We start from the raw sequence: 21065 nt of genomic DNA on the forward strand, positions 1-21065 counted from the left end.
TGTATAATGATGGTGATTAGGAGGTACTCGAAATGGATTCGAATTTATCGATCGCTACAATAAGATCGCTTTGTATTGACATGATCAATAAGGCAAATTCTGGTCATCCAGGTATGGTTCTAGATGGCGCACCTGCTTTATACACATTGTTTACTAAGGTGATGAACATAAATCCCTCTTTGTCTAGTTGGCAAAATAGGGATCGCTTTGTTCTTGCAAGTGGTCATGCTAGTTCTTTACTTTATGCTTTATTACATCTTTCTGGTTATGATTTAAGTCTTGATGATTTAAAACAGTTCAGACAGTGGCAGTCAAAAACACCTGGACATCCAGAAATCACTATCACAGATGGTGTAGATGCATCTTCAGGACCTTTAGGTCAGGGTGTTCCTACAGCCACAGGTATGGCAATTGCTGAAAAGTTCCTTGCCGAAAAGTACAACAAGGAAGATTGTTCAATTGTTGACCATTACACATATGTATTATGTGGTGATGGTGATATGCAGGAAGGTGTGACTTATGAAGCATCATCTCTTGCTGGTCATCTTTCATTAGGTAAGTTAATTGTTATCTATGATGCCAATGAAGTAACACTTGATGGTCCTCTTTCATATTCATTCAGTGAAAATGTAAAGAAGAGATATGAAGCAATGAATTGGCAGGTTATCGAAGTGGCTGATGGTAATGACATTCAGGCCATCAACCGTGCATTAAAGCGTGCTAAGAAAGAGTTATTCAAACCATCTATTATCATCATGAAGACTGTTATTGGTTATGGTTCTTGCAACCAGGGAACTAATAAAGTTCATGGTGCACCTCTAGGTGAAGAAGACGGTAAGAATGCTAAGTTATCTTATGGATTTGACCATGATCCTTTCTATGTTCCTGAAGAAGTTTATGATGATTTTAAGAAGAACGTAAAAGACCGTGGTACAAGAGTATATAAGAAATGGTTAAAGACTGTTGAAGAATATGCTGAAAAGTATCCAGAAGAATATAAAGAATATAAAAATGCTATTGAAGGTAATTATCATTTAGATATTACAGAACTTCAAAAGGAATTCAAACCTGGTTATACAGAAGCGACTCGTAATATTTCTCATAGAATTATTCAGGAAGTTGCTAAGCAGAACCCTACATTCTTATCTGGTACTGCAGATCTATCTTCATCTACTAAGACATCAATCCAGGGCGAAGGAAGATTTAGCTGTGAAGACTATACTGGAAGAAATGTATATTTTGGTATCAGAGAATTCGCAATGGTGTCTATTATGAATGGTATGACATTACATAAGGGTGTTAAGATTTCAGCAGGGGGCTTCTTAGTATTCAGTGATTACTTTAAAGCAGCCTTAAGAATGGGTTCTTTACAAGAATGTCCAATCATTCTTCCATTATCACATGACTCTATCGCAGTTGGTGAAGATGGTCCTACACATCAGCCTGTTGAACAGCTTGCAATGCTTAGAAGCAGTATTGATGTTGAAGTATTACGTCCAGCTGATGCAAATGAAATGCTTGCATCTTGGAAGATTGCTGTTGAAACAAAGAACATGCCAGTCGCATTAATTCTTACTAGACAGCCAGTAGAAAACCTTACAAATTCTACTTATGAAGATGTATTACATGGTGCTTATATTGCTAGAAAAGAATCTGGTGACTTAGAAGGTATCATTATCGCTTCTGGTTCTGAAGTGGGTCTTGCTATTCATGCACAGGAAGAATTAGAAAAACAGGGACATTCAGTACGTGTTGTTTCTATGCCTTCAATGAACTTGTTTGATGCACAGAGCGATGAATATAAGGAATCCGTTTTACCAAATAGCTGCAGAAAACGTCTTTCTGTAGAAATGTTATCTGATTTTGGATGGCATAAATATGTTGGTTTAGATGGTAAGACTATGGGTGTTGATACTTTTGGTGCGAGTGCTCCAGCAAACAAAGTCATCAAAGAATATGGCTTTACTGTAGAAAACGTAGTAAAAGAATACAATTCATTATAAAAACAACTAAAAAGAGAGGGTATCTTAGGATATTCTCTCTTTAATTAGTTCTAAAACACTAAAACAATTTACAAACATAATCTAGTTTGGTATAATTATTTAACGTTAACGGAGGTATTTACAATGGTAGCAGGATATATTATTACTACAATTATTGGTGCTCTTGTTGGATTCTTCTTTGCAAGATGGATGTTCAAGAGAGAATTAAAGAAAAACCCACCAATTTCAGAAAAAATGATTCGTGCTATGTTTATGGAAATGGGACGTAAACCTAGCGAAACTCAGATCAAGAGAATCATGAAAAGTGTCAATGACCAGTATAAATAAGGGATAATACCCTTATTTTTATTTAATATGAAAATTACAATTACTAGACATTCTAAAACGCTTTGGAATAAAGAAAAAAGACTTCAAGGATGTAAAGATTCTCCTTTAAGTCCTGAAGGCATGGACAATATTCTTGCATTAAAAGAACACATCAAGAATAACCATTATGATGCTATTTATTCTAGTCCTATTAAGCGTGCCTATGATACCGCAAAACTCTTATTTGATGATCAGTCCATCATTACTGATGAACGCATTAGAGAAATGAACTTTGGACTATTAGAAGGACAGAAAATTGATGAAATTCCAGAGGAATATAAAAAAGCTTATCATAATTTATGGTGTCACCCTGAAATATCCAATGGTATTCCAGAAGGGGAAACCTATGATGAAATTGAAGAAAGAGTTAAAGACTTCTTAAATGATCTTGTAAAGAAGCCTTATGATAATGTCTTTATTGTCACTCATGGATTCTGTTTTACTATTATTATGGCCACTATCATGAACCTTGAAAGAATTGACTATATTAAAGTCAATAGTCCTGTTGTGGATGGCTGTTCTGAAACAATTGTGGATTATAGTAATGGCGAGTTTAGTGTCGAAGTTTATGGAAATAATGATTTCCTTCCACACCAGTCAAATGAATCATTTTCTAAATAAATAAAGTCAAATGGCTAAAACCATTTGACTTTATTTTCTGTTCCTTCTTTTATTCTTATAATATTTGCACGATGTCTATAGACAATAAGTGCGACAACACATATATTAGTAATGATTCCAGTTGTAGAATATCCAATAAATGGTGATGCAATAAGTACAGCTGTTGCACCAAGGATACTAGATAAAGATACATACTTAGTTGTCTTTAATGTAATTAAGAATACCGCAACTGCGATAATAAAACCATATATATTAGTCATTAATGTATAGGCGATTGCACTTGATACAGCCTTACCACCCTGAAAATTCGCAAAGATAGGATAACAATGACCAATCATACAGAATAGTGCACATGGATAAATGATATTAGCTGAAATACCAGATACTTTCGCAATCCATCCTGTTAGTAGGATGGTAATGATACATTTTGTTGCATCAAGTAAAATAACTGTCATTCCGGCTTTTTTGCCTAATACTCTTCCTGCATTGGTACCACCTAGATTATGTGATCCATATTGACGAACATCAGTATTATAAAACACTTTACCAATGACTAATGCAAAAGGTATTGAACCATATAGATAACTTATTAATAAACAGATGATTATAATTAAATATTTCATCGACTCACCTCACAAAAATTCATTATACATAAATACTACAAAAAATCAAACTTTCCTAAAAAAACCTTTTTGTGTTATACTAGTCAAGTTGAGGAGGTATGCTCATGTCAAATACACATTATGATGAATCCGATATTCAAATCTTAAAGGGGCTAGAAGCCGTAAGAAAAAGACCAGGAATGTACATTGGTTCAACTGATTCTCGTGGTTTACACCACCTTGTATGGGAAATTGTTGATAACTCTATTGATGAAGCCATTGCTGGTTATGGTAAGAAGATCACAGTTACATTACATAAAGACAATAGCGTAACGGTCGAAGATGAAGGCCGTGGTATGCCAACAGGTATTAATAAAGAAACAGGAAAGCCAACTACAGAAGTTATTCTTACTGTATTACATGCAGGTGGTAAATTCTCTGAAGATGGTGGTTATAAAACTTCAGGAGGCTTACATGGTGTAGGGTCTTCTGTCGTCAATGCGTTAAGTGAATTTTTAGAGGTGACTGTCCATCGTGATGGTGTGATTCACACACAGCGCTTTGAAAATGGTGCTACAAAAATTGGAAAGTTAAAAAAAGTAGGAAAAACTAATAAGACAGGTACTATTATTCATTTTAAGCCTGATGCATCTATTTTCTCTACCACAACATTTAGTTTCCAGACAATTAGTGAACGACTCCGTGAAGATGCATTCTTATTAAAGGGAATGACAATAGAACTTATTGATGAACGTACTGATAAAGATGAAACATATCAGTATGAAAAAGGCTTAGAAGAATTTATTGACTGGATCAATAATGATAAAGAAGCTGTTTCACCTATTATCTCTTTTGATGATACTAATAATGAAATAGAAGTAGAAATTGCGATGCAGTTTACACAAAGTTATCAGGAAAATATTATTTCATTTGTTAACTTAGTGCGTACTGGAGATGGAGGTACACATGAAGTAGGATTCCGTTCTGGTTTAACTAAAGTATTTAATGAATATGCAAGAAAATATGCTTTATTAAAAACAAAAGATAAGAATCTTGAAGGTAGTGATGTACGTGAAGGATTGAATGCAATTATTTCTGTTAAGATTCCAGAAAAGTATCTTCAGTTTGAAGGACAGACTAAATCTAAGCTTGGTTCTCCTATTGCCCGTAATATTCTAGAAAATGTGACTTTTGAACGTATTACTTATTTCTTAGAAGAAAATAAAGATATTGCAGAGAAACTGATTGAAAAGATGATCAAGGCAGCTAATGCAAGACAGGCAGCACGTAAAGCTAAGGAGCAGGCAAGAAAAGGTAAGAACAACCGTGAAGCAAAATTCTTAAGTGGTAAGTTAGCACCTGCACAATCCAAAAATAAGCGTAAGAATGAATTGTATCTTGTCGAAGGTGATTCTGCCGGAGGTAGTGCAAAACAGGGGAGAGACCGTAAATTCCAGGCTATTCTTCCACTTCGTGGTAAGGTTATTAATACAGAAAAAGCAACACAGGCAGATATCCTAAAGAATGAAGAAATCAGTACAATGATTAATACAATTAATGCAGGTGTAGGTGCTGATTTTAATGTGGATGATAGTGCTTATGATAAAATCATTATCATGACCGATGCCGATACTGATGGGGCACATATCCAGATCTTATTGCTTACATTCTTCTATCGTTATATGCGTGGTTTAATTAAAGCAGGTAAGGTTTATATTGCCATGCCACCACTTTATAAAGTTTCTAAGAAGTCTGGCAAGAAAGATAATGTTATTTATTGCTGGGATGAAAAAGATTTAGAAGCCGCTCGTAAGAAAATGGGAAGAGGCTATGATGTACAGCGTTACAAAGGTCTTGGTGAAATGAATGCAGAACAGTTATGGGAAACAACTATGAACCCTGAAACTCGTACTCTTATTCAGGTTACTATCGATGATGCTGCAATTGTAGAAAGAAGTGTCTCTGTATTAATGGGTGATAAAGTACAACCTAGACGTGAATGGATTGAAAACAATGTACAGTTCTCATTAGAAGATAGCTTCTTTATGGAAGGATAGGTGATCAAACATGACAGAAAAAAATATTATTATGTCCTTAGAGGATATCATGGGTGACCGCTTTGGACGTTATTCTAAATATATTATCCAGGATCGTGCATTACCTGATGTAAGAGATGGATTAAAACCAGTACAAAGAAGAATTTTATATGCTATGTGGAAGGAAGGAAATCTTCCTACTAAACCATATCGTAAGTCTGCTAAGACTGTTGGTACAGTTATTGGTAATTATCATCCTCATGGTGATTCTTCTGTTTATGAAGCGATGGTCCGTTTATCACAGGACTGGAAGATGCGTATGCCTTTAGTAGATATGCAGGGGAATAACGGGTCTATTGATAATGACCCGGCTGCTGCCATGCGTTATACTGAAGCACGATTAGCACCAATTGCGTTAGATTTAATTAAAGATATAGATAAAGAAACAGTGCCGATGGCACTTAACTTCGATGATACAGAATATGAACCAACTGTATTCCCAGCTAAGTATCCTAACCTATTAGTCAATGGGGCCACAGGTATTTCAGCTGGTTATGCCACTGATATTCCTCCTCACAACTTAGAGGAAGTCATTGATGCTACTATTTACCGTATTAAGCATCCACATTGCTCATTTGATGATCTTCATCAATTTATTAAAGGGCCTGATTTTCCAACAGGTGCTATAGTAGAAGGGGCAAGTGATATTGCGACAGCCTTAAGAACTGGTCGTGGTAAGGTTGTTGTCCGTTCACGTTATAAGATTGTTGAACAGAAAAATATCAATCAGATTCTTATTACAGAAATTCCTTATGAAGTCAATAAAGCTGAACTTGTAAGAAAGATGGCTGAAATTCAGTTTAATCGTGATATTGATGGAATCATTGAAGTCAGAGATGAATCTGACCGTAATGGATTATGTATTGCGATAGATTTAAAGAAAGATGTTGATGCAAGAAATACATTAAACTACTTCTTTAAAAATACAGATTTGCAGAAGAACTATAACTATAATATGACTGCAATCAAAGATAAGCGTCCAGTACTTATGGGTATTGAAGATATTCTTGATGGCTATATCAAGCATGAATGTGAAGTCGTAACTAAGCGTTCTATTTTTGATCTTAATAAAGCACAGGAACGTGAGCATATTGTAGAAGGGCTTATTAAAGCTATTTCTATTCTAGATGAAGTTGTAAAAACAATTCGCGCATCTAAAGATAAATCAGATGCAAAAGTGAATTTAATGAACGCTTTTGGCTTTACTGAAAGACAGGCAGAAGCCATTGTGACTTTACAGCTTTATCGTTTAACTAATACTGATATTGTATCTTTAGAAAATGAGCAGAAAGAATTACAGGCTCTTATTGAAAGCTTAAATGCGATTTTAAATAGTGAAAAAGTATTAAGAAAAGTAATTATAAATGAGTTAAATGAGGTTAAGAAAAAATATCCAACACCTCGTCTCACTGAAATCAAAGATGAAATCATGGATACATCCGTCAATCAGCAGGCAATGATTATTTCTGAAGATGTGTATGTTTCTATTACACGTGACGGGTATTTCAAAAAGATTTCTACACGTTCTTATAAGGCATCTGATGAAAATACATTTGGTAAGAAAGATACGGATATGCTTGTTGACCTATTTGAAGCCAATACACTTGATGTTATTCTTTCATTTACTAACAAGGGTAACTATTGTTTTGTCCCTGTTTATAAGTTAGAAGACTTCAAGTGGAAGGATTTAGGCAAACATCTAAGTTATTTAATTAAATTAGGTAATGATGAGAAGATTATTGGTAATATTCTTGTAAAATCATTCGATTTAGACCAATATGTTGTCTTATCAAGTAAGAATGGACAAATTAAACGTGTAAGCATTAAAGACTTTAATGTTAGCCGTTTCTCTAAGCCATTAAAGTGTATGAACTTGAAAGACAATGATGAATTAGTGAGTGTTGATATCAGTGATGGAACAAAGGGTATTATTACTGTCACTAAAGCAGGATATGGTACTTTATATAGTGAAGATGAAATATCTGTATTAGGTGTAAAAGCAGGTGGTGTAAAGGGTATTAATATGCGTGATGATGAAGTGGCCTTTATGTGTGTCTTTGATCCTTCAGTTGTCTCTTCTTTATTACTTATTTTAAACCCAACACATTTCAAACGTATACATATCAGTGATATTCCAGCATGTCATCGTGCAACAAAAGGAACATTACTATTTAAGTCATTAAAGACTAAACCAACTAAAATCTTTACTGGATTCATATCTAATCCACAGGATGAATTTATAGTTAAGAGTGGTACAGAAACAATGAAGATTGTATCTAAAGATATTAGCTTTGGTGCACTAAGTGCTAAGGCCAATACTTTAAAACAATGTCCATTTGACTTTATTGATGATGTACATCTCACTCGTTCTATGATTATTGAAGAGCATATACAAAAGAAAGTAGAAGAAAATAAAGTAGATCTTACAATTAAAGATCCAAATCTCTTTGATGAAATGGAAGGGGACCCTGATACTGAGTTTGAATTCATTTCAATGGATGATTATCTTGATGAAAAGTAGGAAATATCCTTGCTAGCTCTATGTAATTGAATAAAAATAGTGTAAAATGACCTAAGAAAAGGAAGGTATATATGACAGAAATAAGATGTTATGGATGTGGCGCCATCATTCAAAGCGCTGATACAAAAAAGCCTGGCTATGTGCCAGAATCTGCTTTAAGCAAGGAAAAGATTCTTTGTCAGAGATGTTATAAATTAATGCATTATCATCAGAAGATGGAATCTCATTTAACTAAAGATGATTTCTTACATGTTTTACAGACTGTAGGAGAAAAAAATTGTTTAGTTGTTTATATCGTTGACTTATTTGACTTTAATGGTTCTCTTGTGCCTGGTCTTATGCGTCATATTGGATATAATGATGTACTTGTACTAGCGAATAAGAGAGATATCTTACCTAAGTCTTTAAAGGAACATAGACTTAATACATGGGTAAGAAGACAGTTCAAGGAATATGGTATCAAGCCTCTTGATGTAGTTATTACAAGTGGTAAGAAGAATATGAACTTTGATGAAATCTTTGATAAGATTGATGAATACCGTCATGGCCGTGATGTATATGTTGTAGGTATTACTAATGTTGGTAAGTCTACATTTATCAACCGTATGTTGAAGAACTATTCAGATGCATCTAATCTTATTACTACAAGTGAATTCCCTGGTACCACTCTTGATTTAATCAAGATTCCTCTTGATGATCATTCATCTTTATATGATACTCCAGGTATCATGAATGAACATCAGTACACATCTGTTGTAGATGAAAAAGATTTGGCTTATATTATGCCTCAGGGCGAAGTAAAGCCAATGATATACCAGTTAAATGATGATCAATCAATCTTCTTTAGCGGTCTTGCAAGAATTGATTATACAAAGGGAGATAAAGGAAACTTCATCTGCTACTTCTCTAGAAATATGCAGATTCATCGTACAAAGACTGAAAAAGCAGATGAATTGTTTAATAGACATAAGCAGTTACAGGTTTATGGACCTGCTTCATCAATGAAAGAAATGAAGGCTTATGAATTCACTTTACCAGAAGAAAAGCGTGATATTGTGATTTCTGGTTTAGGATTTATATGTATTCATGCACCTAAGGGTAAAATCAAGGTTTATGTGCCTGAAGGTATTGATGTATTTATGAGAGAAAGTTTAATTTAGAGGATATATGAATGTTAAATAGTAAACAGAAGAAATTTTTAAGAAGCGAAGCACATAGCTTAAAGCCAATTTTTCAGGTTGGTAAAGATGGTGTAGGAGAAAAACAGATCAACAGCATCAATGATGCATTAAAGGCTAAAGAACTTATTAAAGTGAAGTTATTAGATACTTGCCCTGAAACAGTGAATGAAGTAGCTTTAGAAATCTCAATGGGCACTAAAGCAGATGTTGTTCATATTATTGGACATACAATCGTTTTCTATAAATCAAGTGAAAAAGGAATTTATAAGATCTAATGAATATTGGATTACTTGGTGGTAGTTTTGATCCTATCCATAAAGGGCATATAGAGATTGCAAAGGATGCTTTATCTTTGCTTTCTCTTGATTCATTTTACTTCATTCCTACTAAAAATAACCCTTGGAAGGATAAACAGAATGCCCCTGGCGACAAGCGTAAAGAAATGATAGAGATTGCGATTCACCAGGAACCAAAAATGAAGGTTTGTACTATTGAACTTGATTCTGCAAGTAATGAAAAGAATTATACAATTGATACGATTCATGCATTAAGAGAAATGTATCCTAATGATAATTTATATTATTTAATGGGTATGGATCAGGCTATGGCGTTTGAAAAATGGAAACAAGCTGAAGAAATATCAGAATTAGTCCAGCTAGTAGCCTTTAACAGAGGTAGTTATCCTATAACTCATCCTAATTTAGAGACATATCACTTTATTAAGATGAATAATGTAGAAATCACAGCATCTAGCACAGAAATTAAAGAAGGAGCATTAGATATGCTCGATAAAGATGTACTCAAATATATTTCTAAAAATGGCTTATATCTTGACACAATGATTAGAAATAGAATGAAAGAAAAACGCTATAAGCATACTCTAAGTGTCGCTTCTCTCACAAGAGATTTCTGTAAAAGCAATGGCATTGATCCTCTCAAAGGCTATATTGCCGGTATGATGCATGATGTTGCAAAAGAAATGCCTCATGATCAGGCTAAAAAATTAATGAAGAAGCATTATGCTTCTCATTTAGATCAGCCTGAACCTATCTGGCATCAATGGCTCTCACGTTATGTATGTGAGAATGAATTTCTTATCAGTGATGAAGAAATCTTAAAAGCCATCGAAGATCATACAACAGCTTCTACATCTATGAGCCTTCTTGGTATGTGTTTATATTGTGCTGATAAATTAGACCCTTTAAGAGGTTATGATTCATCAGAACAGATTACTTTATGTAAACATGATATTGAAGCAGGATTTAGAAACTGTCTGACTGATTTTTATGAATTTTCCACAAAGAAACATCGTCCAATCGACCCATGTTTCTTTGAAGTTTATGATAAATATGTAAAAGGAGTTAATAATGACTAAAGTAGAATGTATTGTGAAAGCAATGAACGATAAATTAGCCCAGGATATTGTGGCAATCAATATGGAGAACGCCTCTCCTTTATATGACACATTTATTTTATGTACTGCATCTAATAAACGTTTATTAAATGCGATTCAGGATAATGTAGTTGACCAGTGTGAAATGAATGGTTTTGAAATTAAAAGCATAGAAGGCCGTGGTAATGCGGAATGGATTCTTATTGATGCAGGTGATGTGATCTGTCATATCTTCTCTGAAGAAGCACGTAAAGAATATAATTTAGAGAAGTTATGGAGTGATATGCCTACTATTGATATCAAGGAGTATCTTGCATAATGGCTGCCTATAAAGAGTTTTCTTATTATTATGATTCTTTAATGGACCCGGACTTCTATTCAGATTATTTAGAATTTATTCATGAACATGCTAATCTTAAAACAGTATTAGAACTAGGATGTGGAACTGGATTAACTGCTATTGAACTTGCGAAAGAAGGTCATCAGGTTCTAGCCACTGATTTATCTGAAGATATGGTAAACATCACTGCCTTAAAAGCTAAGGATGAAGGTGTTGAACTTCTAACTGAAACAATTGATATGTGTGATTTTGCCTTATCTCAGCCTGTAGATACTATTCTTTGTTTAACAGATGCAATTAACTATGTTTTAAGCAAGAAGAAGGTACAGGATGTCTTTAATAATGTTTATGAAGGTTTAAAATATAATGGAACATTTATCTTTGATGTTAATAGTCTATATAAATGTAATGTGATTTTAGATGATTACCATGAAAAGAATGAAGATGAAGATTTCTTCTTCTCATGGGATGTAGAAAGCGATCATGAAGGTGGTATTACCCATCATATTATTATTGACGAAGATGGTCATCATGTTGATGAAACACATCGTCAAAAAACACTTCCTGTTAAAGAATATATCCAGATGCTTAAAAAAGCAGGATTTAAATCAATCGCGTATTATAGTGATTTTGGTGAATACAAGCAAGAGTGTGAACGTATTATATTTGTAGTAAAGAAAGTGAGGGATTAACATGTTAGGTATTATTGGTGCAATGGAAGAAGAAGTCAATGAAATACTTGCTTTAATGAATGTTGAAAAAGAATACCAAGAATGTAATTATCATTTTTATGAAGGTTTATTAGGGAAAAAAGAAGTTGTAGTTGTCCAGGGTGGTATTGGTAAAGTCAATGCAGCTATTTCAGCTACTCTTTTATTAAAGAACTTTGATATTGATCATGTTATCAATGTTGGTTCTGCAGGTGGTCTTGATTTAAAAGAAAATGTCGGAGATGTTATCATCAGTGAAAAGGTAGCGCATCATGATGTCGATGTCACTGCTTTTGGACGTCCATATGGACAAATACCTGATATGCCTCTTTACTATGAAGCTGATGTGACACTAGTTTCTTATGCAAAAGAAATCTTTGAACATAATGGCTTAACAGTATATAGTGGTCTTATTGTCTCTGGTGATCAATTTGTTGCAAGAAAAGATCAGGTTGATGCAATCAAAGAACACTTCCCTGATGCATTATGTTCTGAAATGGAAGCTGCAACAGTAGCTCAGGTATGTACAGTCTTTAATAAACCATTTATTATTGTACGTGGATTAAGTGATATTTTTGATAAAGGCAGCAGTTCTATCCAGTTTGATCAATATCTTAAGGAAGCTGCAAAGTCATCAGCACGTATGTGCTATGATTTAGCTCAAAAACTTGTATAAATGAATAGAATTGAATTATTGGCCCCTGCAGGTGATTTTGAGTCTCTGCAGGGCGCTATTGCGAATGGCGCTAATGCGATTTATCTTGGAACAAATGCCTTTTCAGCACGAGCCTTCGCTAAGAACTTTAATCTAGAAGAACTAGACCAGGCTATACAGTATGCACATCTAAGAAATGTAAGAATATTTGTAACTGTTAATACACTATATCAAGATGATGAAATGAAAGATGTTCTTTCATTAATTGATAGTTTATATGAGTTACAAATAGATGCACTTCTTATTCAAGATATTGGCTTATTAAAGCTCGTTCATGAAAGATATCCTGATATGGAACTTCATACTTCTACTCAGATGAGTGTGATGTCATTAGAGGCATTACGTTATTTTGAAGATCTAGGTGTTAAAAGAGTCGTTCTTGCTAGAGAAAATACCATTGATGAAATTAAATATATCTGTTCTCATACAGATTTAGAAATAGAAGTATTTGCGCATGGTGCATTATGTGTGGCTTATTCTGGACAGTGTTTGATGTCTAGTATGATTGGTAGAAGAAGTGGTAATAGAGGCGCCTGTGCACAGCCATGCCGTTTACCTTATAGTTTAGAAGAAGATGGAAAAATCATTAATACAAGCTATTTAATGTCTACTATGGATCTGTGTACCTCCGATCATATTAATGAGTATATTGAAGCAGGTGTTGCTTCTTTAAAGATAGAAGGGCGTATGAAGCGTCCTGAATATGTAGCTGCAGTCACTCAGGTTTATTCTAAAGCTATTAAACATTATTATGAGAATACACCTAACTATACAAAAGAGAACTTCAATGATATGAAACAGATGTTTAATCGCCATTATACATCTGGTTATCCATTTCATGCTGATAAGATTGTAGATGAGACATTTTCAGGTAACCAAGGCGTTTTCTTAGGTTATGTTAAAGGATATGACTACCATAGTAAACGTGTTTCTATAGCCCTAAAAAATGATTTAACACAGGGTGATTCTATTGTCTTTACAGAAATAGATAAAGGAAGACCTGTCAATAAGATTTATTATAAAAATAAGCTCATCAATAAAGCAGAAGCCGGCATGAATGTACAGATTGAGTTTGATGATGTAGTGAAGGGTGGAACTGTTAATAAGACAATCAGTGTAGATACAATTAACCGTATGCAGAAAACATATCAGGAAGAAAAGAAATATCGAAAGATTGATATGTCCTTTAAAGCATCTCTTAATAAGCCTTGTACACTTGTTGTAAAATGTGATGATGAAGAAGTATCTGTAGTAAGTGAACAGATCATTGAAGAAGCATCAAAGCGTGCTGCCACTAAAGAGAATATCATTGATCATCTCAATAAGCTTGGTCATACTGTGTATGAAGCAAATAAGATTGATGTAGAGTTATATGGTGAATTATTTATACCTATCACAATCATCAATAATATGCGTCGTGAGGCGCTTTCTAAACTAGATGCATTATTTACCTTTAAGAAGCACCACAAGGCTCCTATTAAAGAAATACAGCCTCTTAAAGTCATTCCACAAAGTGTATCTGAGTATCATGTAGTAGTTTCTAATATAAAACAGTTAGAAATTGCCTTAAGAGATTATGATCATGTATATTACTACTATGATGCAGATCTAAAAGAAGCATTAGAATGCTTCAAAAAATATGATAAAGTACCTAATCTTTATCTACCTCGTATTATGCATGATAAAGATATACAAGAAGTCATTCACAATCCTTTATTGAAAGAATTCAATACATTAATTGTCAATGACTTTGGAAGCTATAGATTATTAAAAGAGCATCCTCTTATTATTGGTCAGGGATTTAATATTTATAACCATTATGATGCTTATGCATTTAAAGAACCAGTCATTGCATCATTTGAATGTACAAGAAAACAGATTAAACAGATGAAGGATTATAATGCTGATCTTATTTTGCCTATCTATGGTAAAACAGAAAATATGATTAGTGAACACTGTGTCATTTCACAATCTTATTTCCATAAGAAAGTACCACATTGTGGTATGTGCAAGAAACATTCTTATAAGATTGTAGATAGAAAAGGTGTTTCTTTTGATATCTTTACCGATGATCAATGTCGTAATCATATACTACATAATGAGCCAATCTATGTAGAAAACCATCAATCCCTAAATATTTCATATTTTATTATGTTGACTACAGAAGATGAAAATGCGACTGTAACCGTTTTAGAAGACATTAAAAAACGTACTTCTAAAGGGAAAAAAAGTGATTTAAAGAAGCCTTATGTAGTAGGATATTTCAAATAACATTTTAGATAAAATCTATATTTTTCATAATTTCTAAATTGCCACCTTTATTTTTTTGTGTTATAATAAACCCCAGATAGAAATGGGGAGGTAAACTTATGGCATTAGATATGGATCTCGCTAAGCGTTTAAAAACTTATAGAACTTTTAAGAACTTAACACAAAAAGAAGTTGCTGCACATCTTAATGTACCTCATTCTGCAATTTCAGATATTGAAAATGGTAAAAGAGATGTAACAGTAGGGGAATTAAAAGTTCTTTCACGCTTATATGGACGTAGTGTTGAAGAAATCATGAGTGGTAAGAAATATGACTACTATAATATTGCGAATATTGCTAGATTATTATCTGAATTACCAGATGAAGATCTAAAGGAAGTCATGTTCATCATTGAATATAAGAGAAAAAGATTAGAAGAAAAATAGTATTTTAAAAGGGAGATAGTTCGCTATCTCCCTTATTTCATATTCTTTACAATCTTTTTGAAGTCATCAAGTAATACCATACCTTCTTCAAGAACTTCCTGGTTACAGATATGATGATCTAGACTATCATAATAGATGACATTAAATGGTTCTGTCTCCACAATAGCATATGTTCCATAACCATAGCTTCCTCGATTGATCATAGCACTACCTGGATTCACAAAAGTGATTCCTTCATGAATCTGAATCGTAGGCACGTGTGTATGTCCATGAAAACATATCGTGCAATGATTTTCTTTACATGCTTGTATAAGTTCATCATAGCCTGTATAGACATGATAATCATTACCATGGGTCACAAATATATCTTTGTAAACTACATAGTGAGGAAAGACTTCTTCATCATGATTTCCATGTACAACTATATCATAATCTTTAAGTAATGGATCATCGGGAAGGAGAGAGGAATCTCCACAATGTACCAATAAATCCACCTTGTTTTTCCATTTATTTGTGATATGTTCTAATATATCGTTATACATATGCGAATCGCTTACGACTAATATCTTCATTTTAACCACCTCTAAAATATTATAAATTAAATTTATAGCCTTTTGAATATCATTTTTTGTATTATGCCAAAAAAACTTTTGGGTAAGTGTTTACATCATGGCTAAAAATTAGTATAATTAATACAGAAATTAGAAAAGGAGTAATGACAATGAAAACAATTTTATTAGTATGTTCTGCAGGTATGTCTACTAGCTTATTAGTAACTAAAATGGAAGCCGCAGCTAAGGAACAGGGAGTTGAAGCAAAGATTTTCGCTTTACCATTCTCTGATGCACCTAGAGTGTTAGAAGAAGTTGACTGTATCTTACTTGGCCCACAGGTTAGATTCCAGAAAGCTGCAATCGAAAAATTAGCTGCTTCAAGAAAAGCTGGTGCTATCCCTGTTGACGTTATCGATATGAGAGATTACGGAACTATGAACGGTAAGGCTGTTCTTGCTACTGCTCTTAAATTATTAGGTGAATAACATAAACATAAAAGAGAAGGAATAATTCCTTCTCTTTTTTTGATATTACAATCAATTAAAATTACTTTTAAAGGCTATTATTTAGTCTAAGCATATTTTTTACACTTTTTATTTATCTTTTTACTTAGTTTTGCTATAATGTTTAAAAAATTATGAAAACGGAGGATTCGACTGTGAAAAAAGGTATTATTACTGTAGTTGGAAAGGACCAGGTAGGTATTATTGCAAAGGTATGTACTTATCTTGCTGAGAATGATGTTAATATTTTAGATATCTCTCAGACTATTGTACAAGGTTATTTCAATATGATGATGATTGTCAATCATGATGCTTCTAGTAAAGCATTTAATGACTTAGCAGATGAACTTGCTGCTTTAGGTAAAGAAATTGGTGTTGATATTAAAATTCAGCATGAAGAAATCTTTAATATGATGCATAGATTATAAGGAGATGTGTAGATGATTAATCAGTTTGAAGTTATTGAAACAAATAAAATGATTGAGCAGGAAAATCTAGATGTAAGAACTATTACAATCGGTATTAGCTTATTTGAATGTATTGATTCTTCTTTAGATGTTCTTTGTGACAATATTTACAACAAAATCATGTCTACTGCAAGAAATCTTGTACCTGTAGGACAGTCTATTGAAAAAAAATATGGTATTCCTATTGTAAATAAGCGTATCTCAGTTACGCCTATTGCAACAATCGGATCTTCAGCTTGCAAGAAGCCAGAAGACTATGTACAGATTGCAAAAACACTAGATAAGTGTGCAAAGGAATTAGGTATTAACTTTATTGGTGGTTATACTGCCATTGTTTCTAAAGGTATGACTAAAGCTGAACGTATGCTTATTGAGTCTATTCCACAGGCTATGAAGGAAACTGAATTTGTATGTTCAAGTGTTAATGTTGGTTCTACTAAGACTGGTATTAATATGGATGCTGTCGCATTACTTGGACAAATTGTAAAAAAGACTGCATATGCTACTAAGGATATTGAGTCTATTGGCTGTGCAAAGCTTGTTATCTTCTGTAATGCCCCAGATGATAACCCATTTATGGCTGGTGCATTCCATGGTATCAGTGAATCAGACACCATTATTAATGTTGGTGTCAGTGGTCCTGGTGTTATGCATAAAGCAATTAAGAACGCAAAAGGTAAAGACTTTGGTGAATTATGCGAAATCATCAAGAAAACTGCATTTAAGATCACTCGTGTAGGTCAGTTAGTTGCTTTAGAAGCATCTGAAGCATTAGGTATTCCTTTTGGTATTATTGACTTATCTTTAGCACCTACACCAGCTATTGGTGACTCTATTGCCGATTGTTTACAGAGCATGGGTCTTGAAAGAGTAGGGGCTCCAGGTACTACTGCAGCACTTGCTATCTTAAATGACCAGGTAAAAAAGGGTGGCGTTATGGCTTCATCTTATGTAGGTGGTTTGTCAGGTGCCTTTATTCCAGTCAGTGAAGACCAGGGTATGATTGATGCAGTCAATGCAGGATCTTTAACTTTAGAAAAGCTAGAAGCAATGACTTGTGTTTGTTCAGTAGGTCTAGATATGATTGCAGTTCCTGGTAATACAAAAGCTGAAACAATCTCTGGTATTATCGCAGATGAAATGGCTATTGGTATGATCAACCAGAAAACAACTGCAGTAAGACTTATTCCAGTTATTGGTAAGGATGTAGGAGATACAGTTGAATTTGGTGGTTTATTAGGTTATGCCCCAATCATGCCAGTGAATTCATTCTCTTGTGATGAATTTGTGAACCGTGGTGGACGTATTCCAGCTCCTATTCATAGCTTCAAGAACTAATGAAAGAAGGGGTTATTTGTGTATTTAAATGATTTAACAGTATATTATCAATTAACAGATGATGAAGATGTTCTTTTCCTATTAAAGAACGTTGAACAATTAGACAATAAGGCAATTCAGCATGATTTTATTGCGAAATTCTTACAGGTTGCTGAAAAATATGATCTTCATGATCACTTGATGCAAAGCTTACTTACTCATTTGCTTGCAATGCATGAAAATGCCTTTTCACTTTCACTAGAACGTGTTGTAGATGTTGATGATACATTAAAAGCACTTGTATTAAGAGATCTCACTTACTTCTATGATTTATTTCACTCTTCATTTGATGATCTAGAAGGACTAAGTAGAGAGATTCTCTTCCATTTCTCACATTCTAAGCCAATTATTAATAAAGAGATTTATGAAGTCTTCAGTGAATTACAAAGTAACCTTGCACAAAGCACATCTGTTGAAGATTTTTATAGCATCCTCTATAATCATTATCACAAGTATGGTGTTGGTAAATACGGTTTAAATAAGGCTTTTAGATATGTAGATGGCAAAATCGTTTCTATCAATCATATAGAAGATAATACACTTGAACAGCTCATTGGCTATAAACGTCAAAAGGATCGTTTAATTGCGAATACAGAAGCATTTATTAATGGCAAGAAAGCAAATAATGTCTTATTGTATGGTGATAATGGAACTGGTAAATCATCAAGTATCAAAGCTATATTAAATCGTTATTACAAGGACGGTTTAAGAATGGTTGAAGTGTATAAGCATCAATTTATCCATCTTCCAGAAATTATTGGAGAATTACAGAACCGTAATTATAAGTTCATTATCTTCATGGATGATTTATCTTTTGAAGAATATGAAACCGAATATAAATATCTCAAAGCAGTCATTGAAGGGGGACTAGAAAAGAAACCTGATAATGTCCTTATTTATGCCACAAGTAACCGTAGACATTTAATTAAGGAAACTTGGGGCGAAAGAGATGACAATGAAGTGAATGTCAATGATGCTAAACAGGAAAAGCTATCACTTGTTGCCCGTTTTGGTGTCCAGATTCTTTATGTTCATCCAGATAAGCAGCACTATCTTGATATAGTAGATGGACTTGCAGATCAGTATCATTTAGATATTGATCGCAATGAACTCCATCGTTTAGCTATGGAATGGGAATTAAGAAACGGAGGCTATTCTGGGCGTGTAGCTAAACAATTTATACATATGATGCTTGGAAAATAAAATGAAACCCTTAAAATTATCTGATTTAAATACTGTTTTACCTTATTTAGATAAAGCCAATTATGAAGGCTATAACTCAAATTTCGTGACTATGATGATGTGGAATCATGAATATCATATTGAATATGAGATTCATGATCACTTCTGCATCATGTTACATAACTATAAAGGACATCGCTTTTTTGCGATGCCCTTTGCGTCTTGCGAATACTACAAAGAAGCTATTGAATACATGATGGATTATGCAAAGGAAAATAAGTTTCCTTTTATGATTGATTGTGCTATTCCATCTTTTGTAGAAAAATTAAAGAAGGTATGTCCTGGACAGTTTGTTTATGAGCATACAAGAGATTTAGATGATTATGTATATGATAAAGAGAAATTAATTACATTATCAGGTAAGAAGATGCAGAAGATGAGAAACAATTATCATAACTTCATTTCACAATATCCTAATTATGAATATCGTACATTGAATGCGGATGATGATATGCCTATGATTTTCAATGATCTATTAAAATGGGAAAGGGAAGAGCATGAACAGAGTGAATCCTTAACTTCTGAAGTATATGGAATTATGTATCTTCTTTCTACCCAGGATCAATTACCTATTAAGATAGGCGGCATCTTTATTAATAACGAATTAAAGGCTTTTATGATTGGGTCTCCATTAAAACATGAAACAATCCAGATTCATATTGAAAAAGCTGATAAAACTATTAGAGGTCTTTATGTGACTTTAAGAAAAGAATTCTTAGAACATGAATGTGCGGATTTTAAATATGTAAATAGAGAAGAAGATATGGGAATAGAAAATCTTCGTATCTCTAAAGAACGTATGCATCCTTGTCATATGGTTGAAAAGACACGTATCTTTATTAATGATGCCATCGTTACACAGGCAACAGATAAAGATACTGAAACAATCAAAGAAATCTGGATGGACCGTTTTGAGGATGAAGATGAAGTCTCTACTGAATTCTATTTTAAATATAGATATAAGAAAGAGAATACATACGTTGTACGTTTTAAAGACAAAATTATTTCTGCTTTGCAGATTGTACCTTTTAAAGTAAAAGATTACGAAGATAGTTATTTTATTCTAGGAGTTTCTACAAGAAGAGAGTATGAAGGACAGGGATTCATGAAATTATTAATGAATCATGTACTGGATATTTATAAAGATAAACGTATTTATTTACAGGCTTATCATCCTGAAATTTATATGCCTTTTGGCTTTAAAGAATCTCATAGACATATTCTTTATAAGCTTGATAAAGCTAAGTATTGCCTTCCTAGTAATATTTGCCTGTCCCAGGATATAAATCATCTCTATGATGATTACATGCGTTATACAGCAAATTTCAACCATTATTTAATGCGTGATGAAGATTATTTTAATAATTATCTAAGAATTAGATGTGCTGCATTTAACGATTCTGTTCTAACATTTAAAAATGAGTATGGACAACAAGGATATATGATTTATAATGATAGGGGGAAGTTTGTCTATATTTCAGAATTTATATACAATAAAGAATATTTAGATGACATCCTCAAAACGATTTCTGTTTATTTCTATAAAGACATTCGCATCGAAACAGATTGCATGGCGTCTATTCATGGTGAAAAAACAGATATGATCACAATGATGTGTAATCAGGAGGATAATACACCTCTTGAGAAGCGCTATATCAATGAAATCTATTAAACAGGG

General features: G+C 33.4%; 20 protein-coding genes. 18 read left to right on the top strand and 2 right to left on the bottom strand.

From position 1 onward, the window contains the following. Positions 1–32 precede the first annotated feature (32 nt). The 3 genes from tkt to H8909_RS02785 all read left to right on the top strand — a co-directional run bounded on the left by tkt (position 33) and on the right by H8909_RS02785 (position 2990). Complete coding sequence (tkt, locus tag H8909_RS02775; RefSeq protein ID WP_187011735.1) at positions 33–2003, top strand: transketolase; 1971 nt, start codon at positions 33–35, stop codon at positions 2001–2003. Between the two features lie 123 nt (positions 2004–2126). Then, on the top strand, positions 2127–2330 hold the full coding sequence (locus H8909_RS02780; protein ID WP_006506632.1) for a YneF family protein: 204 nt from the start codon (positions 2127–2129) through the stop codon (positions 2328–2330). 27 nt (positions 2331–2357) lie between these two features. Then, on the top strand, positions 2358–2990 hold the full coding sequence (locus H8909_RS02785) for a histidine phosphatase family protein (RefSeq protein WP_187011736.1): 633 nt from the start codon (positions 2358–2360) through the stop codon (positions 2988–2990). Between the two features lie 14 nt (positions 2991–3004). On the opposite strand, the gene plsY is transcribed toward H8909_RS02785, so the two are convergent. Further along, positions 3005–3613: a glycerol-3-phosphate 1-O-acyltransferase PlsY gene (plsY, locus tag H8909_RS02790; protein WP_187011737.1), complete on the bottom strand. Its 609-nt coding sequence runs from the start codon at positions 3611–3613 to the stop codon at positions 3005–3007. A gap of 104 nt (positions 3614–3717) precedes the next feature. On the opposite strand from plsY, the gene parE reads away from it, so the two are divergent. From parE to H8909_RS02840, 10 genes are all read left to right on the top strand, one after another. Beyond that, positions 3718–5649: a DNA topoisomerase IV subunit B gene (gene parE, locus H8909_RS02795; RefSeq protein ID WP_117458011.1), complete on the top strand. Its 1932-nt coding sequence runs from the start codon at positions 3718–3720 to the stop codon at positions 5647–5649. Between the two features lie 10 nt (positions 5650–5659). Further along, complete coding sequence (parC, locus tag H8909_RS02800) at positions 5660–8209, top strand: DNA topoisomerase IV subunit A (RefSeq protein WP_187011739.1); 2550 nt, start codon at positions 5660–5662, stop codon at positions 8207–8209. Between the two features lie 71 nt (positions 8210–8280). Further along, complete coding sequence (gene yqeH, locus H8909_RS02805; RefSeq protein ID WP_187011740.1) at positions 8281–9369, top strand: ribosome biogenesis GTPase YqeH; 1089 nt, start codon at positions 8281–8283, stop codon at positions 9367–9369. A gap of 11 nt (positions 9370–9380) precedes the next feature. Next, positions 9381–9665 (top strand): ribosome assembly RNA-binding protein YhbY, encoded by a 285-nt coding sequence (gene yhbY / locus H8909_RS02810; RefSeq protein WP_022424384.1) that lies wholly within the window; start codon positions 9381–9383, stop codon positions 9663–9665. Beyond that, on the top strand, positions 9665–10765 hold the full coding sequence (locus H8909_RS02815) for a nicotinate-nucleotide adenylyltransferase (RefSeq protein ID WP_187011741.1): 1101 nt from the start codon (positions 9665–9667) through the stop codon (positions 10763–10765). The genes yhbY and H8909_RS02815 overlap by 1 nt, the downstream gene beginning before the upstream one ends. Further along, a complete protein-coding gene (gene rsfS / locus H8909_RS02820; RefSeq protein WP_187011742.1) occupies positions 10758–11102 on the top strand; it encodes a ribosome silencing factor in 345 nt (114 codons plus the stop codon). Before H8909_RS02815 ends, rsfS begins: the two co-directional genes overlap by 8 nt. Further along, a complete protein-coding gene (locus H8909_RS02825) occupies positions 11102–11815 on the top strand; it encodes a class I SAM-dependent DNA methyltransferase (protein WP_187011743.1) in 714 nt (237 codons plus the stop codon). Before rsfS ends, H8909_RS02825 begins: the two co-directional genes overlap by 1 nt. Position 11816: 1 nt before the next feature. Further along, a complete protein-coding gene (locus H8909_RS02830) occupies positions 11817–12509 on the top strand; it encodes a 5'-methylthioadenosine/adenosylhomocysteine nucleosidase (protein ID WP_187011744.1) in 693 nt (230 codons plus the stop codon). Then, on the top strand, positions 12510–14819 hold the full coding sequence (locus H8909_RS02835) for a U32 family peptidase (protein ID WP_187011745.1): 2310 nt from the start codon (positions 12510–12512) through the stop codon (positions 14817–14819). A gap of 98 nt (positions 14820–14917) precedes the next feature. After that, a complete protein-coding gene (locus tag H8909_RS02840; RefSeq protein WP_006506644.1) occupies positions 14918–15244 on the top strand; it encodes a helix-turn-helix domain-containing protein in 327 nt (108 codons plus the stop codon). A 32-nt stretch (positions 15245–15276) separates the two neighbouring features. Here H8909_RS02840 and H8909_RS02845 read toward each other — a convergent pair whose 3' ends face one another. Beyond that, on the bottom strand, positions 15277–15816 hold the full coding sequence (locus H8909_RS02845) for a YfcE family phosphodiesterase (RefSeq protein ID WP_187011746.1): 540 nt from the start codon (positions 15814–15816) through the stop codon (positions 15277–15279). A gap of 149 nt (positions 15817–15965) precedes the next feature. Here H8909_RS02845 and H8909_RS02850 point away from each other — a divergent pair, with 149 nt between their 5' ends. The 5 genes from H8909_RS02850 to H8909_RS02870 all read left to right on the top strand — a co-directional run bounded on the left by H8909_RS02850 (position 15966) and on the right by H8909_RS02870 (position 21059). Then, positions 15966–16283 carry a PTS sugar transporter subunit IIB gene (locus H8909_RS02850; RefSeq protein ID WP_055234226.1) on the top strand — a complete coding sequence of 106 codons (318 nt, stop codon included), beginning with the start codon at positions 15966–15968 and terminating at the stop codon, positions 16281–16283. Positions 16284–16456: 173 nt separating this feature from the next. Further along, positions 16457–16729, top strand: a complete 273-nt coding sequence (locus tag H8909_RS02855) for an ACT domain-containing protein (protein WP_275055504.1) — start codon at positions 16457–16459, stop codon at positions 16727–16729. Positions 16730–16741: 12 nt separating this feature from the next. Then, entirely contained in the window at positions 16742–18106 is a 1365-nt protein-coding gene (locus tag H8909_RS02860; RefSeq protein WP_187011747.1) for a PFL family protein, read from the top strand. 18 nt (positions 18107–18124) lie between these two features. Beyond that, positions 18125–19348: an ATP-binding protein gene (locus H8909_RS02865; protein ID WP_187011748.1), complete on the top strand. Its 1224-nt coding sequence runs from the start codon at positions 18125–18127 to the stop codon at positions 19346–19348. 1 nt (position 19349) lies between these two features. Then, positions 19350–21059, top strand: coding sequence for a GNAT family N-acetyltransferase (locus H8909_RS02870; protein WP_238928200.1), 1710 nt, complete (start codon positions 19350–19352; stop codon positions 21057–21059). The last annotated feature ends 6 nt before the right edge of the window (positions 21060–21065 follow it).

Origin of the sequence: Catenibacterium faecis (genome assembly GCF_014306455.1) — a bacterium.
Lineage (GTDB): Bacteria > Bacillota_I > Bacilli_A > Erysipelotrichales > Coprobacillaceae > Catenibacterium > Catenibacterium mitsuoka_A.